Source organism: Kluyvera intermedia (assembly GCF_034424175.1).
Taxonomy (GTDB): Bacteria; Pseudomonadota; Gammaproteobacteria; order Enterobacterales; family Enterobacteriaceae; genus Kluyvera; species Kluyvera intermedia.
Genome location: NZ_CP139986.1, coordinates 1,833,383 through 1,849,175, shown reverse-complemented (window position 1 = coordinate 1,849,175; position 15,793 = coordinate 1,833,383). Strand labels below are relative to the sequence as shown.

Genomic DNA, 15,793 nt, shown 5'->3' with positions numbered 1-15,793 from the left:
CGTTATTTATTGGGGGCATACAGTGAACCGTTGCGTCTGTCTTTTACCTCTCATCATCTTCACGCTCACGGCATGTGACCCTAAAGTTGAACAGGCCGCGCCCCAGCCACGAATGGTCAAAGTCGCACAGGCCGTAGAAGCGGGTAACGCGCAGCAGCGTGTCTTCCCGGCACGCATTGAATCCGGGGATGCCACCGACCTCTCCTTTAAACGTGCTGGCCAGATTGAAGTCCTCGACATCCGCCAGGGCGCGACAATCAAGCAAGGGCAGCAGCTTGCCCGGTTAAACGCCCGTGAAGCCCAACAGCGCGTCAATGACAGACAAACGGCGGCGACTCTGGCCCAGCGACAGTTCGACCGTTTCCAGACACTTTCCGGCCGCCAGGCGATATCCAAAGCCGAAATGGATGTGCAGCGAGCCAGCCGCGACTCGGCAAATGCCGCGCTGCAGATTGCCCGGGAAGAGTTGAACCAGATGACGCTTATCGCCCCGTTTGGTGGGACGTTAGCGAGCGTGCATGTGCGCAATCATCAGGTTGTCTCGGCCGGTCAGCCTATTGTGACATTGACCCGCACGGATCTGCTGGATGTGGTGTTTAGCCTCCCGGAAAACCTATTCAAGACGCTGGATATCCGCAACGCGCAATATCAGCCTGTCGTCAAAATTAACGCTTTCCCCGGTCGAGAATTTAACGCCGTCTACAAAGAACACTCCGGTAGCAGTGACAGCAATACGCTCACCTGGCAGGTAATTTTAACCATGCCACGCCCAGACGACTTCCCCGCCGTCGGAGGCGTTAGCGGTACCGTCACCATTAATCTTGCCAACCTTCCAGCCGGTGTGGGCAGCCAGACGCTGGTCGTGCCCGTTGAGGCTGTTTTTAACCCGGATAACAGCCCACGCAATGAGCCCCACGTGTGGGTCGTCATCGGCGAAGGCGACACATTACATCTGGAAGACCGCAAGGTCAGCGTAGGGCAAGTCAGCAACGAAGGGATCATTATTACCCGCGGACTGACCGCCGGGGAGCGCGTAGTTGCGGCTGGCGTCGGTGAATTGCATGCAAAGCAGCCGGTACGGATCTGGACGCGTGAGAGAGGGCTTTAATGGACATCTCCCGCCAGTTTATTGATAACCCGATCCGCGTCTGGCTGACGATTCTTCTGCTTGGCGTAGGGGGAATCTTCGCGCTGTTGAATATTGGCAGGCTGGAAGACCCCGCCTTTACCATTAAAACTGCAGTTGTCATCACTCATTATCCCGGTGCCTCTGCCCAACAGGTGGAGGAAGAAGTCACCCTGCCGCTAGAGAATGCGCTTCAGCAATTACCCTACCTGGATAACGTCAGTTCGATTTCGTCCAACGGCTTATCACAAATCACCGTCAATATTGCCTCGCACCATCATTCCGATGAATTGCCACAAATCTGGGATGAACTGCGCCGCCGCGTCGGTGATGCCTCCCGTCAGTTTCCACCGGGTGTCGTTACCCCCTTTGTGAATGACGATTTTGGCGATGTGTTTGGCTTTTTCTTTGCCTTATCAGGGGACGAGTTTAGTAACCCTGAGCTTGTGCGCTATGCCGAACAATTGCGTCGCGAGCTGGTTCTGGTGCCCGGGGTTGGAAAAGTGGCGATTGGCGGTGCGCAACAGCAGCAGATCAATATTGATATTTCCCTGACCAAAATGGCCGCGCGCGGTATTACGCTGACGCAACTCTCCACGCTGCTGGCCCGCCTGAATGTGGTCTCCAGCGCGGGAGAAATAACGTCAGGAACCGAGTCCATTCGCCTGCATCCTACCGGTGAGTTTGAAAATATTAATGAACTGGCCGACCTGATTATCACCCCTTCAGGTGCGGGTGCCGCGACGCGCCTGCGTGATATCGCTACCCTGTCACGCGGGCTAAATGAATCCCCTTCCAGTATTTACCATGCTAATGGTCGAAAAGCCGTCACCATGGGTGTCTCCTTTATCCCAGGCGTTAACGTTATCGACGTAGGACATGCGCTGGAGGCGAAGCTCAAGCAGATGTCGGCAGAAAAACCGGCGGGGATCCATATCGATCTGTTTTACGATCAGGCCGCAGAAGTCGGGCATTCGGTGAATGGATTTATCGTTAACTTCCTGATGGCATTGGCCATTGTTATCGGCGTACTGCTTATTTTTATGGGCGTGCGCAGCGGGATTATTATCGCCTTCTCGCTGGCGCTCAACGTGCTGGGAACGTTGCTTATCATGTACCTGTGGGGCATTGAGCTACAGCGTATCTCACTGGGAGCGCTGATCATCGCTCTCAGTATGCTGGTCGATAACGCTATCGTGATTGTCGAAGGGGTGCTGATTGCCCGCCAGCAGGGTTCATCGCTTTTAACTGCCGTAAATTACATTATCCGCCGCTCGGCGCTGCCGCTGCTGGGGGCGACGATTATCGCTATTCTGGCGTTTGCACCTATCGGGTTGTCGCAGGACTCCACCGGAGAGTACTGTAAATCCCTGTTCCAGGTCCTATTGATTTCGCTGATGTTGAGCTGGTTTTCAGCGCTTACCATCACGCCGGTGTTGATTAAGTGGTGGCTGTTCAAAAATGACAATACGCCGGAAAAAAGTCCCGATACCGATCCTTATAACAAACCGTTTTATCGTCTCTATCAGCGCCTGCTCAATACGCTATTACAGCATAAAGCACCAACGCTTGTGGTCATGGCCGCACTGCTAGCCGCGTCTGTCTGGGGATTTGGTTCAGTACGCCAAAACTTCTTCCCATCGTCAAATACGCCAATTTTCTTTGTCGACCTCTGGCTGCCTTACGGTACTGATATTCAATGGACCGAAAAGATGACCAGCGATATCGAAAAAACCATCAATGGACAGCCCGGCGTGGTAACCACGGTATCGACCATTGGTCAGGGCAGTATGCGTTTTATTCTGACCTACAGCGGGCAGCGCCAATACAGCAACTATGCACAAATCATGGTGCGAATGGATGACCAGCGTAATATCTCCCCGCTCACCCGCCACGTTGACGAGTATATTGCGCGTCATTATCCGCAGGTCAATGCCAGCACCAAGCGGGTGATGTTTGGCCCTTCTGGCGACAGCGCTATTGAGGTACGCATTAAGGGGCCAGACCCCGATAAGCTGCGCCTGATTGCCAGCCAGGTTGATGATATTCTCAGCCGCGATCCGGCCACCGACAGCGTGAGAAATGATTGGCAGAACCGCAGCAAAGTCATCAGGCCGCAATATGTTGCCGCTTTAGGTCGCGAGCTGGGCGTGGATAAACAGGATGTGGACAACGCGCTGGAGATGAATTTCTCCGGTAGCCGTGCCGGGCTTTATCGCGAAGGCAGCGACCTGCTACCGGTTATTGTTCGCCCACCGGAAAGTGAACGCCAGGATGCAAATCATCTCAATAACGTCCTGGTGTGGAGTCAGAGTCGGCAACAATATATTCCGCTGAGTAATGTGGTTAGCGGGTTCTCGCTGGAGTGGGAAGACCCGCTGATTCTGCGCCGCGACCGCATGCGGGTGCTAACCGTTCAGACCGATCCCAATCCGTTAAGCCAGCAAACATCCGGGGATATTCTCGCCCGCGTGAAGCCGCAAATCGACGCCCTCGCCCTACCCCAGGGTTATCATATTGAATGGGGAGGCGACGCCGAAAATTCCCGCGAAGCGCAACAGGGGCTGTTTACCACGTTACCGTTAGGGTATCTGGTGATGTTTGTCATTACCGTCTTGATGTTCAGCTCGGTGAAAAATGCGATCGCCATTTGGCTGACCGTTCCGTTAGCGTTGATAGGAGTGACGCCGGGCTTTTTAATCACCGGGATCCCCTTTGGCTTCATGGCGCTGATTGGACTGTTGAGTCTCAGCGGGATGCTGATTCGCAACGGTATTGTGCTGGTCGAAGAGATTGAACAGCAAAAAGAGCAAAAAATTCAGCATGATGCCATCCTGTATGCGGCCACTTCACGTCTGCGCCCTATTCTATTAACCGCCTTTACCACCGTGCTCGGCCTGGCCCCGCTTTTGCTGGATGTTTTCTTCCAAAGCATGGCTGTTGTGATTATGTTTGGACTTGGGTTTGCTACAATCCTCACGCTGCTGGTACTTCCGGTTATATATGCGTGCTTCCATCGTAAGGACAATACAGAACAACAATGAATGCAACTGGGCTGAATATCATTAAAACGCTGGGATGCATGACAGCGGTGACGTTTTTCACTATCTACAATACCTGGGATCACTACGATTATGACTATCACTGGATCCTAGGGTTTTTAACCTTTATTTCGACCATCGCCACGCCGCTGTTTTTTGTCGTTGCGGGCTATCTTGACGGGCAGTCCCGCCACAGCACCCGCTGGCAGCTTGATAAAATCAAAAGCTTGATCATCGTTTTTCTGTTCTGGGTCACGCTCTATTATCTGTGGGAGCCATATCAGCGCGGGTATTTAATCCAGCCGTGGTTTGTCTTCGCCTTTGTGGTTATCTATACCTTCCATCCGGTCGTCGAGTGGTTAAGCCAGCGGCGTCGGCTTTTTGGTGGCGTGATTGTTGGCCTGCTGCTTTTTTCTTACGGCTACGATCTACTGTCAGCGCTGTACCCTGACGAGCATGTTTTCTCGTTGTCGCCGCAGTACCGCCTGTGGACATGGCTGCTGTTTTATCTGACGGGGCAGCTGTTTTGCGATCCGCAAATTGCGCAGTGGATAAGCCGCAAAAATGTGGTCAGGGCGGCGGTTATCACCATCCCGTTTATTTATCTGTTCACCTGGTTCTACGAACGTCATTTCTTTTTCGCTTTATTCAAGGCAGACCGAAATGCCTTTATTCTGACCGGCTCACAGATCTATATCCTGATTATCGCGCTGGTGATTGCGGCAAACGGCGTCCGTTTTCGCCGTAACGCCGAGTTCAAAGAGGCCATACTTGCCGCCATCAGCAAAACGATGACCGGGGTTTATATCCTGCACTATTCGGTTTTTCACCTGCTGACGGCATTGATACCGGTGACATCCCTGACCACTAAACTCATGCTTATCGTGCTCACGTTTATCACTTCGGTACTCTTCTCTCTTCTGGTGCTCTCTAACGCGGTGGCAAAAAAAGTGATCACCCTTTAAAAACCGAACCGCATCCAGGCAAATAACACGTTACCGTTATTGTAAGTACCTGGAATATAGGTGAACTGGAGGGTCACTCGTTTGTAGCCTGCGGAGAACAGCGGGAAAATAAACGGCAGCGGCACATAGTTGGCAAAATCATCGCGTGCCGTAATTCCCGCAGCGGCGCCCAACCCGAACCGGAAATCTTTGGCATCATCCAGATACCATCCCTTCTCCCAGCCGTAGCCCATCGCAGGCTGCCATTCGTTATGGGAATCTTTAAACATCATGGCAAACAGTGCGCTCCAGTTACCCTCTTCGTTATACCGCGATACGCCCAGGCCACCGCCCCACGGCATCTCGTTGTAATTATCCGTTTTTTCTTTGTCATACATAAAGCGAGCATGCCAGCTCAAAAAAGGCACATACAGGTCATAGCGGTCGGGCTGTTCCCAGGTCTGGGAAACATCGTCAGTCCACGCATTCCACCAGCGGCTAATACGTTGTTCGCCATACACGCCAGGCTCAGCTCGAAGCGAAAAGGTGCTGAACAACAGGGCAATCCAGACAGGCAAGAAAAGGCGTCGCATAGTTACTCCCTCAGCTTAAGCCACGCAGCGGCTTTTATAACTGTAAACCATTCAGCGTCTTTCGTTGCGTGTAAGGAAGATTTTGGGGGGTAAAAGAAAAGGTCGTCTCAGAATAGCCGAGGACAAGCCCCGGCTCAGCCTACGTATTATGAAGGTAAAATAATATTACTGTCTGCCAGCGTCCCCATACGGTTATGCATCGCACAGGCAGATTCAACGATATGCATTGCCATCGCCGCACCGCTGCCCTCGCCAAGTCGCATATCCATATTCAGGTAAGGCACCAGACCTAAATGTTCAAGCGCAATCCTCGCCCCTTTCTCTGCCGAGAAGTGGGATGGGATGAGGTACGGTTTAACGCCGGGTTCAATCTGACAAGCCGCCAGCGCAGAGGCATAGGAGAGGAAACCATCCAGAACCACCGGCAGGCCACAAGAGGCTGCGCCAAGCATCACGCCGGTCATGCCGAGCAGGTCAAACCCACCGACTTTTGCCAGCACGTCCAGGCCATCGCTCGCGTCCGGTTGATTGCGTTCAATTGCACGGGTGACGACATCCACTTTGTGCTGAAGCTGTGATGGCGGCAGGTTAGCGCCAATACCGACCACCGCTTCCGGGGCACTGCCGGTGAGGACGCTCACGACCGCGGCGGCTGGCGTCGTATTTGCCATGCCCAGTTCCCCCACGCCAAACAGCGTGACGCCCTGCTCCGCAAGGCTTCGGGTATAGTTCATGGTCGACAGCAGCAGCGCCTGCGCTTGTTCTGAGGTCATCGCGGCGGTCTGTGCAATGTTGCCGCTGCCGCGCGCCATTTTCATGTCCACCAGCCCCGGGATCGGTTCGGCATCTATGCCGACGTCAATCACGTGTACCTGCGCCCCAGCCTGGGCCGCCAGCACGCAGACACCAGTATTGTTGCGCGTCATATTGGCGGCCTGAATAGCCGTGACGATTTGCGGCGAGACCGCCACCCCTTCATGCCATACGCCGTGATCGGCGCACATCACCAGAATGGCTTTTTTATCGACCTGTGGCGTGCCGTGAAGCCCAGGCATCCCCGCCAGTTGTACCGCCAGCGATTCCAGACGACCAAGGCTGCCAGTCGGTTTAAGAAGCCCATCAATATGTTGCTGTGCACGCGCCATCGCGGCGTTGTCCATCTCAGGGATCGACGCCAACAGTGAAGTCAGTGTTTGCATTATTTTATTATCCGATTCGTTATGCGCTGACTTACAAAAGCGCCAGCAAGAAAATGACTTCACCCAACTCAATACCCGCGCCCAGCGTATCGCCGGTTTGTCCACCGAGCGTTCGTTTTAACAGTTGGCCGAGAATAAAGACGCCAATAAAGGCCACCAGCACTGCGCGCAGACCGTGCATTCCCAACAGAGCAGTCACCAGCGCGCCCCCGATCACAAGCGTTAACCAGGTCTGGCGGAAGGTCACCTTGCCGATAAATAAGTTGCCCAGCCCCTCTTCACGCGCATAGCGATGGCGATACATCAACAGCACCGACGCCGAGCGCCCGGCAATACAGGTCGCGGCGATAGCTGCCAGCATTGGCGTGTCACGTAAGCCCAGCTCACTTATTGCCAGCACTTTCGCCAGCAGGACGAAAATCAGCGCCAGCCCGCCGTGGGTGCCAAGACGACTGTCGCGCATAATCTCCAGCATCTTCTCGCGACGACGCGCCGAGAAAACGCCGTCGCAGGTATCGGCCAGGCCATCAAGATGGAAACCACCGGTCAACAGCGCCAGTGCCAGCACGGTAAAGAATGCCGCCAGCGGAATACCGCACCAGGCCTCAACAATCATAAACACCAGGCCACTTAGCGCGCCAAGCAGCAGGCCAATGACCGGGAAGGTGATAACGCCGTTAACATAACGGTCTAAATCCAGCCCCTGCGACCAGCGTTGCGGCACCGGAAGACGGCTCATAAACGACAGTGTGGCGAAAAACAGTCGACTCATTTTATTTTGACTCCAATCCCTGATACCACCAGCCAGACATCATCTGCCGCCTGCGCCAGTTTCTGGTTCACACGCCCGGCAATATCACGAAAATGCCGGGCCAAACGATTCTCGGGCACAATGCCCATACCGACTTCATTCGTCACTAGAACAATCGGTGACGGGCACTGTTTGCAGGCCGTAATCAGTGCGTCAATCTCAATATCCACCTGCTTTTCCAGCACGGAAAAATCCCAGCGCTCAATCTCTTCTTCATTGCCCGAGGCAAAAAGGATATTGGTGATAAGCGTGGTGATACACTCCAGCAAAATCGCCTCATTGGGATCGTTTTGTGGGGTGATGATTTCGGCAAGATTTTGCCAACGTTCTTCGGTGTGCCAGTGGGCAGGACGACTGTCCCGATGATGCTGGATTCGTTGGGCCATCTCGGCATCAAAGATTGGCGAGGTCGCAATGTAACAGACCCGGGGAGACTGGCTGATTAAAGATTCTGCGTGACGACTCTTTCCGCAGCGGGCGCCGCCGGTCACCAGTATCATGATTGCGTTTCCTGATGTTGCTGCATGGTTCGCAATGTCGCTTGATTATGGAAGGTTCTGACTCAATTATGGAGGTCGGGTGGCGACAGTGTCACCACCCGCTAATGACGGTTACTCGCCTTTCTGCTCGCCCATCACTTTCAATTTTTTAGAGATGTCGCGACGTTCTTTGGACAGCTCAGCATTTTTGATGATGTAGTCATCAACGCGATCTTCATAGTCGCCTTTCATGCTTGCAATGATGCCCTGAATAGCTTCAACGCTCATCCCTGGTTTGATGTAGTCGCTGAGGTTGTCGAGCAGCAGAACACGTTTCTGGTTGTCACGGATCTTTTTCTCAACGTCCTGAATTTCACGTTGCAGTTTGTTCTTACGACGGAACAAACGGACGAATTCCAGCACGTCCTGAAACGAAGGTTTCGTGGTTTCCATTTTTATACCCCTGATAGTTGAGACTCGGATTCGTTAAAACAACGGCTACACGATAAGGTACACATTACTGATATACCCTTCAACCTGAATGATTTGGCGTAGTCACGTTGTCGCAAACAATCATTTTTGCTTTGGGCTCATCATAACCCTAAATTTGGCTGAATCGAAACAACCTGGCGCAAAAGTCGGTGTATCTGCCTTTTATTTACGCAATGCGCGACACATCAGACTCGACAGTAATTCCAGTTGCCGCGCCAGTTCCATACTCAACCAGACATAGCCGTGGATAGGTGTCTCCGTTAGGTCTTCACCTTGGTAATCATTGACCAGCTGACGCAGCTCCGTCGCTATCTCATTGAGCTTTTCACTGTTGGCCTTAATAGGCTGCGGATTACCTTCATACAACGCATGGGCAATGGCCAGAAGCGTTTGTTGAGTCATCTGCTGCGTATCCCGCAGGGTATGGGCGTTAAGCATCAGCAAATGGCTAGGGCGTGTGGCCCAGTGCGCATTGATTTGCAGCTCCAGCATGCACACCAGATTACGGCTGACGGTCTGAATGGCCTCAAATATCCCTTTATGGATATGGGTTTCTTTACTGGCGGGGGTTATCAGCCCGCGCATTTTCACCACATCGTTCAACACCTTTTGCAGATGTTTTTCCAGCCGCGGACGCTCGATAAGATTGGGGGAAAGACCCGCCTGATAGATACGGTTAAACTGAGTGACAAAGTGGGCCATCTGAATGCGCCAGTGAATAAACGCGCGTTGGGGCCAGATTCCGGTAAACAGCATCGCCAACAGGCAGCCAAAAATCACGTCGCCGCTTCGCCAAAGTGCGGTGGTCATATCGCCCGGCGGCGCGCCAACCACCACGCCAAGCGTAATCCCGATAAGCAACGCCTGATACGGTTTTTTGCCCAGCGCCAGCCAACCGCAGAGGAACATGGCGCCCGCACACCAGAGAAGCATCAAGGGCAGCGAGATAAGCTCCAGCTTGAGTGCCACCAGCCCCAGCGCCGACCCCAGAATGGTGCCGCCAATACGCTGAAAAGCACGCGGTACAACGTTACCCCAAAATGAGATGGGGCCCATCACCACCACCAGCGTAATCAACGGCCAGGAACCTTCCGGTATGCTCAGCAGACGGACTATCAGAAATGTCAGAACGAAGGCCAGCGCAATCCTCGCGCCGTGTACGGTACGGTAATTGCGATACAAGCGAATTTCAAAAGGGCTAAGTGACTTATCTGGGCGCACACCCACTCTCCGACAAAACGAAAGCGCAAATTGTACCCGCTCTGGCTAACAACAACCACAGCGATAATCAATCAGGTAAGATCCGTAGCCCGGCCAAGCGCAGCGCCGATTCCGGGGACTCCCGGCGGCGCTGCGCTTGGCCGGGCTACCTTTTATTGAGCGTTAATCATCATGCCTTGTGATGCAAATAGTCGCTCAAACGGGAGAACATTCCGCCTTTACCCACGCTTTCCAGCGTCACCAGCGGCCACTGTGCAACCACTTTGTTACCGTCGAGGAGTTGAATCTCCCCAACTCGAGTGTGCGCGGCAATCGGTGCCTCAAGCTCCTTTTTATCAAGGACATATTTGGCTTTGATATTCGGCACTTCGGCTTTCGGCAATGCCAGCCAGTAATCCTGATCGGTACCGAGGGCAATTTTCTCTTTATCGCCATACCAGATGCGCTCGATTCCCACCTTCATACCATTATGCAAAATTTGCACGGTATCAAAGTTTTGTTGGCCCCAATGCAACAGCTTACGCGCCTGATCTTCACGCCCTTTGGCACTGTCTGCGCCCATCACCACCGCTATCAGACGGCGCTGGCCGTCTACCGCGGAAGCGATCAGGTTAAATCCGGCACCCGAAGTATGACCGGTTTTCAGACCGTCGATATGCATCGTTTTTTCCCACAGCAGCCCGTTACGGTTCTGCTGGGTAATGCCATTCCACGTCAGGCTCTTTTCGCTATACATATGATAGAACTCTGGCTCGCCGTGAATAATGGCGCGGGAGAGTACGGCTAAATCATAGGCCGAGCTGTGCTGGCCCGGCGCATCCAGACCATGAACGGTTTCAAAATGCGTGTCGCGCAGATTCAGCGTTTCAACATAGTGGTTCATCATTTTGACAAACTGCGGCTGCCCACCCGCAACATAATCAGCCAGCGCCACACACGCGTCATTACCAGAGTCAACAATCAGGCCACGGCTCAGATCGCGTACCGTCAGGCGATCGCCCGCTTTTAAGAACATAAGCGAGGAGCCATTAAATACCGGGTTAACCGCCGCCCACGCATCTCGTCCCACGGTGACCATATCGTCCGCCGTAATGTGGTGGCTATCAATCGCACGGTCGACAACATAACCGGTCATCAACTTCGTCAGGCTGGCAGGGTTACGCTGCTGGTGCTCATTACCCGCGGTTAAAATTTGCCCGGTAGTATAATCCATCAGTACCCAGGCACCGGCCTGAATAGCGGGAGGGGTAACGGAAGGAATAGCGGGGGCATCCGCAAATACACACGAAACGCTCGAAGCGAGCAAAGAAACAGCAATCAAAAAACGGGCTTTCAACGGTCAATCCTCAACATTCACAAATTCGTCGTCCTTTTTACGGAAGTTCGTGCTTTCTTACAGGCTTAAATTGCAAGAAAATATGACATACCTCTAATTCCACACGAAAAAATACCCTGTGCTCCATCTTCCAGATCCTGTTGTCGCCCTTCTGATAGGCGTCTAAATCGTTTACCATGGTGACCAAACGCCATACACGGACACAGTTAACGCTATGCAAGAGACTTCCAGCGCGCCAGGATTCCTGTTTCACGACTACGAAACCTTCGGTACCAGCCCTTCCCTTGACCGACCCGCGCAGTTCGCCGCTATCCGCACAGACAACGATTTTAATATTATCGGTGAGCCGGAGGTCTTTTACTGCAAACCCGCGGATGACTATCTGCCACAGCCGGAAGCGGTGCTGATTACCGGTATCACACCGCAGGAAGCCCGTGCCAAAGGTGACAACGAAGCCGCTTTTGCCAAACGCATCCACGATATTTTTACCGTGCCGGAAACCTGCGTAGTGGGCTACAACAACGTCCGTTTCGATGATGAAGTTACGCGCAATATTTTCTATCGCAATTTTTACGACCCGTATGCCTGGAGCTGGCAAAACCGCAACTCACGCTGGGATTTGCTCGACGTGATGCGCGCCTGTTACGCCCTGCGCCCGGAAGGCATTGTCTGGCCTGAGAATGACGATGGCCTGCCAAGCTTTCGCCTCGAGCATTTAACCAAGGCTAACGGCATTGAACACAGCAATGCTCACGATGCCATGGCCGACGTTTATGCCACCATCGCCATGGCGAAGCTGGTGAAAACGCAGCAGCCGAAACTGTTCGATTATCTGTATGCTTACCGCGGCAAAAACAAGCTGATGACGCTGATTGATGTGCCGCAAATGAAGCCGCTGGTACACGTGTCCGGCATGTTTGGCGCGTGGCGCGGCAACACCAGTTGGGTGGCGCCATTGGCGTGGCATCCGGAGAACCGCAATGCGGTGATCATGGTCGATCTGGCGGGCGATGTAACCCCACTGCTGGAGCTCGATGCCGATACTCTGCGTGAACGTTTATACACCCCGAAAAATGAGCTGGGCGAACATTCACCGATTCCAGTTAAGCTGGTGCACCTCAACAAATGCCCGGTACTGGCACAGGCCAATACCCTGCGCCCGGAAGATGCTGACCGCTTAGGGATCAATCGTCAGCAGTGCCTCGATAATCTCAAACAGCTACGAGAAAACCCGCTGGTACGCGAGAAAGTAGTGGCTATCTTCGCCGAGGCGGAACCGTTTGTCCCCTCTGATAACGTTGACGCCCAGCTTTATAACGGCTTCTTTAGTGATGCTGATCGAACGGCAATGAAAATCGTCCTTGAGACTGAACCGCGGAATTTACCGGCGCTGGATATTACCTTTGCTGATAAGCGTATTGAGAAACTGCTGTTTAACTATCGTGCACGTAACTTTCCCGGCACGCTTGATGAAAACGAGCAGCAGCGCTGGCTGGAGTATCGCCGGCAGATCTTTACGCCCGAGTTCTTGCAGGCCTACGCGCAGGAGCTGGAGATGCTCTACGGGCAGTACGAAGGGAACAATGAGAAGCTGTCGCTATTGAAAGCACTGTATCAATACGCGCAAGAGATTGTTTAAGGCCAGAACAAACAATAACGCCGGGTTTGGCGCAAAACCCAACCCGGCGTTAGTTATGCGAATGACATTATTTCTGAACGGTGATAGTCCACGCCGCATCGCCAGACTGCTGGTAATCCGTCACCGTAAAGCCCTCTTCCGCCGCCCATTGTGGGATAGCTTCCGTCGCCTGGGTACAGTCGAACTCAATCACCAGTTGGTCGCCGCTGGCCAATTCTGCCATCGCCGCTTTGGCTTCAATGAGAGGGAACGGGCAAACTTGCGTCACCACATCCAGTTTTATTACAACCATGTTTAACTCCTTAAGCCGTTGCGGATTTCAGTTTGGCTTTCCGCTGCGGGCGAACATACAACATCCACGAGGCGCTCCACACGCCGAGGATCATAAATACCAGGCCAATCCAGCCCTGCCAGGTCATCATTGCCGTCATCACCAGACCGTTACCAATTGAGCAACCGCCTGCGATGCTTGCGCCAAAGCCCATAAGAATACCGCCACCGGCACTACGCAGCGTCGTGCTGACATCAGCGGCACGAACGCGGAACTCGCGGCTGGCTTTCGCCGCAATAAAGGAACCGATAAAGATCCCCAGTACCAGGAACACGCCCCAGTTGAGGAACTTGCTGTCACCGCCGACAAGGAATTGCAGAATATTAGCGGTAGGTGACGTGATGCCAAGGCCAAACATACGACCGGTCGCTTCGCTCAGAGGCCAGGCCAGCAAGGCAATCAGCCCAATCAATACCGCGGTCACAAACGGGTGCCAGCGTTTTTCAAACAGCAAATGGGCAAGGCCGCTGCGACGTGGCGGCAGCGATGCCACCTTCAGCTTCGGTTTGCTAAGCTCTTTACGTACCAGCCAGACGGTAGCCACCAGCAACAGAGCAATAATCGGCCAGACGGAGATATTCAGCGTTTCAGCGATACCGTTGTGCGCCGTGGTGTGTTCACCGAGGAATTTATTCAACCCTGCCGCGTGAGGAGAGCGCATCACCGCACTCATCACCATGTAGGTCACCAGCGCAATCCAACTGCCGATAAGCCCTTCACCTGCACGATACCAGGTACCGGTCGCACAACCGCCCGCATAGACGATGCCAATACCAAAAACAAAGCCGCCCACCACGGTGCCCAGCCACGGGAATACGCCAGCGTCGTACTGCACCAGGCCAAGCTGGATGAGTGCAAAAACGCCCACGCTCTGAATACAAATCGCAATCAACAGCGCATAGAACATGCGGTTATTTTTCGTGATATACATATCGCGAAAGCCGCCCGTCAGGCAGAAACGACCACGCTGCATAACGAACCCCAGTAACGCCCCGCAGATAACTCCGCTTATTATCATGTGCAACATAAATCAATTAACCCAATATTATCAGTCTTAAAATTATTCCCGAGCAGGCCGAACGGCTCCAATAACCAAAAGCTCTATATTATTCCTGATGGTTATTACACGTGCTCTTTTAATCCCCCACGATATTAAGACGAAAAAAAACCGGAGGGCTAAAGCCTCCGGTTTTCAATCAACATCGCAAGAAAATCAGGCGATATCTTCGTACTGCGGAACCGGGTTGCGGAAGCGCTTGGTCACACAGGCCAGATAAACCAGACCGATAGTGCCCCAAATCAGACCCAGAACCATAGAGCTTTGCTCCAGGTTCACCCACAGTGCGCCCACGGTCAGCGCGCCACAGCTTGGCAGCACCAGATAGTTGATGTGGTCTTTCAGCGTCTTGTTACGCTTCTCACGGATCCAGAACTGCGAGATCACGGAGAGGTTAACGAAGGTAAAGGCCACCAGCGCACCAAAGTTAATCAGCGCCGTTGCTGTTACCAGGTCAAATTTAATCGCCAGCAGAGCAATCGCACCGACTAGCAGTACGTTGAACGCCGGAGTACGCCATTTCGGATGAATATAACCGAAGAAGCTGGTTGGGAATACGCCGTCACGACCCATCACGTACATCAGACGAGAAACGCCTGCGTGCGCCGCCATGCCAGACGCCAGAACGGTGACGCTGGAGAAGATCAGCACGCCCCACTGGAAGGTTTTACCCGCCACGTACAGCATGATTTCCGGCTGAGATGCATCCGGATCTTTAAAGCGCGTGATGTCCGGGAAGTACAGCTGCAGGAAGTAAGATGCCCCAATGAACACCATACCGCCGATCAGCGCTGTCAGGAAAATCGCACGTGGGATCACGCGCTCTGCGTCTTTGGTTTCTTCAGATAAAGAAGAGATACCGTCGAAGCCGAGGAACGAGAAGCACAGGATAGTCGCGCCGGTAATCATCGGCACAACGTGTGCGCCTTCAGACCAGAATGGACGCGTGCTGGTCAGCGTACCCGCCCCTTCACCGTGCATAATGCCATAGATGATGAGGCCAACAATCACCGCCACAATACCCATCTGCAGAATCACAATCAGGGTGTTGAAGTTCGCCACGGCTTTAATGCTGCGCAGGTTAGAAACGGTCATAAACCCAACCAATGCCACCACAAAAATCCATGACGGAACGGAAGGCATCAACGCTTCAAAGTAAATTTTTGCCAGCAGAATGTTGATCATCGGCATGAACAAGTAGTCCAGCAGCGACGACCAGCCCACCATAAAGCCAACAACCGGGCTAATGGATTTCTGAGCGTAGGTATACGCGGAGCCTGCGGACGGGAAACGGCGAACCAGCTTGCCGTAACTCAGCGCAGTAAAAAGAATAGCGATCAACGCAAAGGCATAAGCCGTTGCGACGTGACCGTCAGTGAGGCCTGACACGATACCGAACGTATCGAACAGCGTCATTGGCTGCATATAGGCAAGGCCCATCATAACAACCGGAATCAACGTAAGCGTTTTACGTAATTCCACGCGAGAGGTGTTTGGAGTAACGTTATGCGACACGGTCAGTCT

At 53.3% G+C, this 15,793-nt stretch carries 14 protein-coding genes; 4 read left to right on the top strand and 10 right to left on the bottom strand.

What is annotated here, in order from left to right; translation table 11 throughout:
- The first annotated feature begins 22 nt into the window (after positions 1-22).
- The 3 genes from U0026_RS08785 to U0026_RS08775 are packed head-to-tail and all read left to right on the top strand — an operon-like array spanning position 23 to position 5,132.
- The gene (locus U0026_RS08785) at positions 23-1,108 is read left to right on the top strand and encodes an efflux RND transporter periplasmic adaptor subunit (RefSeq protein WP_174525776.1); all 1,086 of its coding nucleotides are present in this window, start codon (positions 23-25) and stop codon (positions 1,106-1,108) included.
- The gene (locus U0026_RS08780) at positions 1,108-4,170 is read left to right on the top strand and encodes an efflux RND transporter permease subunit (RefSeq protein WP_062778261.1); all 3,063 of its coding nucleotides are present in this window, start codon (positions 1,108-1,110) and stop codon (positions 4,168-4,170) included. Before U0026_RS08785 ends, U0026_RS08780 begins: the two co-directional genes overlap by 1 nt.
- Positions 4,167-5,132: an acyltransferase gene (locus tag U0026_RS08775; protein WP_062778263.1), complete on the top strand. Its 966-nt coding sequence runs from the start codon at positions 4,167-4,169 to the stop codon at positions 5,130-5,132. The genes U0026_RS08780 and U0026_RS08775 overlap by 4 nt, the downstream gene beginning before the upstream one ends.
- Here U0026_RS08775 and pagP read toward each other — a convergent pair.
- The 7 genes from pagP to dacD form a co-directional block, all read right to left on the bottom strand.
- Positions 5,129-5,704: a lipid IV(A) palmitoyltransferase PagP gene (pagP, locus tag U0026_RS08770; RefSeq protein ID WP_062778265.1), complete on the bottom strand. Its 576-nt coding sequence runs from the start codon at positions 5,702-5,704 to the stop codon at positions 5,129-5,131. The genes U0026_RS08775 and pagP overlap by 4 nt on opposite strands.
- A 146-nt stretch (positions 5,705-5,850) precedes the next feature.
- A complete protein-coding gene (gene cobT, locus U0026_RS08765) occupies positions 5,851-6,903 on the bottom strand; it encodes a nicotinate-nucleotide--dimethylbenzimidazole phosphoribosyltransferase (RefSeq protein ID WP_062778267.1) in 1,053 nt (350 codons plus the stop codon).
- A 31-nt stretch (positions 6,904-6,934) separates the two neighbouring features.
- A complete protein-coding gene (gene cobS, locus U0026_RS08760) occupies positions 6,935-7,675 on the bottom strand; it encodes an adenosylcobinamide-GDP ribazoletransferase (RefSeq protein WP_062778269.1) in 741 nt (246 codons plus the stop codon).
- Positions 7,672-8,217, bottom strand: a complete 546-nt coding sequence (cobU, locus tag U0026_RS08755; RefSeq protein WP_062778270.1) for a bifunctional adenosylcobinamide kinase/adenosylcobinamide-phosphate guanylyltransferase — start codon at positions 8,215-8,217, stop codon at positions 7,672-7,674. Before cobU ends, cobS begins: the two co-directional genes overlap by 4 nt.
- 108 nt (positions 8,218-8,325) lie before the next feature.
- A complete protein-coding gene (locus U0026_RS08750; protein WP_035894853.1) occupies positions 8,326-8,646 on the bottom strand; it encodes a DUF496 family protein in 321 nt (106 codons plus the stop codon).
- Between the two features lie 201 nt (positions 8,647-8,847).
- Positions 8,848-9,906, bottom strand: a complete 1,059-nt coding sequence (locus U0026_RS08745; RefSeq protein WP_062778272.1) for an FUSC family protein — start codon at positions 9,904-9,906, stop codon at positions 8,848-8,850.
- Between the two features lie 169 nt (positions 9,907-10,075).
- Positions 10,076-11,242 (bottom strand): serine-type D-Ala-D-Ala carboxypeptidase DacD, encoded by a 1,167-nt coding sequence (gene dacD / locus U0026_RS08740; RefSeq protein WP_062778273.1) that lies wholly within the window; start codon positions 11,240-11,242, stop codon positions 10,076-10,078.
- Positions 11,243-11,456: 214 nt separating this feature from the next.
- Here dacD and sbcB point away from each other — a divergent pair, with 214 nt between their 5' ends.
- Positions 11,457-12,881 carry an exodeoxyribonuclease I gene (gene sbcB, locus U0026_RS08735; protein ID WP_062778275.1) on the top strand — a complete coding sequence of 475 codons (1,425 nt, stop codon included), beginning with the start codon at positions 11,457-11,459 and terminating at the stop codon, positions 12,879-12,881.
- A 67-nt stretch (positions 12,882-12,948) separates the two neighbouring features.
- On the opposite strand, the gene tsuB is transcribed toward sbcB, so the two are convergent.
- From tsuB to U0026_RS08720, 3 genes are all read right to left on the bottom strand, one after another.
- Positions 12,949-13,173, bottom strand: a complete 225-nt coding sequence (gene tsuB, locus U0026_RS08730; protein ID WP_062778276.1) for a thiosulfate utilization sulfurtransferase TsuB/YeeD — start codon at positions 13,171-13,173, stop codon at positions 12,949-12,951.
- A 10-nt stretch (positions 13,174-13,183) separates the two neighbouring features.
- Positions 13,184-14,239: a thiosulfate utilization transporter TsuA/YeeE gene (tsuA, locus tag U0026_RS08725; RefSeq protein WP_062778278.1), complete on the bottom strand. Its 1,056-nt coding sequence runs from the start codon at positions 14,237-14,239 to the stop codon at positions 13,184-13,186.
- Between the two features lie 186 nt (positions 14,240-14,425).
- Positions 14,426-15,784, bottom strand: coding sequence for an APC family permease (locus U0026_RS08720; RefSeq protein ID WP_062778280.1), 1,359 nt, complete (start codon positions 15,782-15,784; stop codon positions 14,426-14,428).
- Positions 15,785-15,793: the final 9 nt, after the last annotated feature.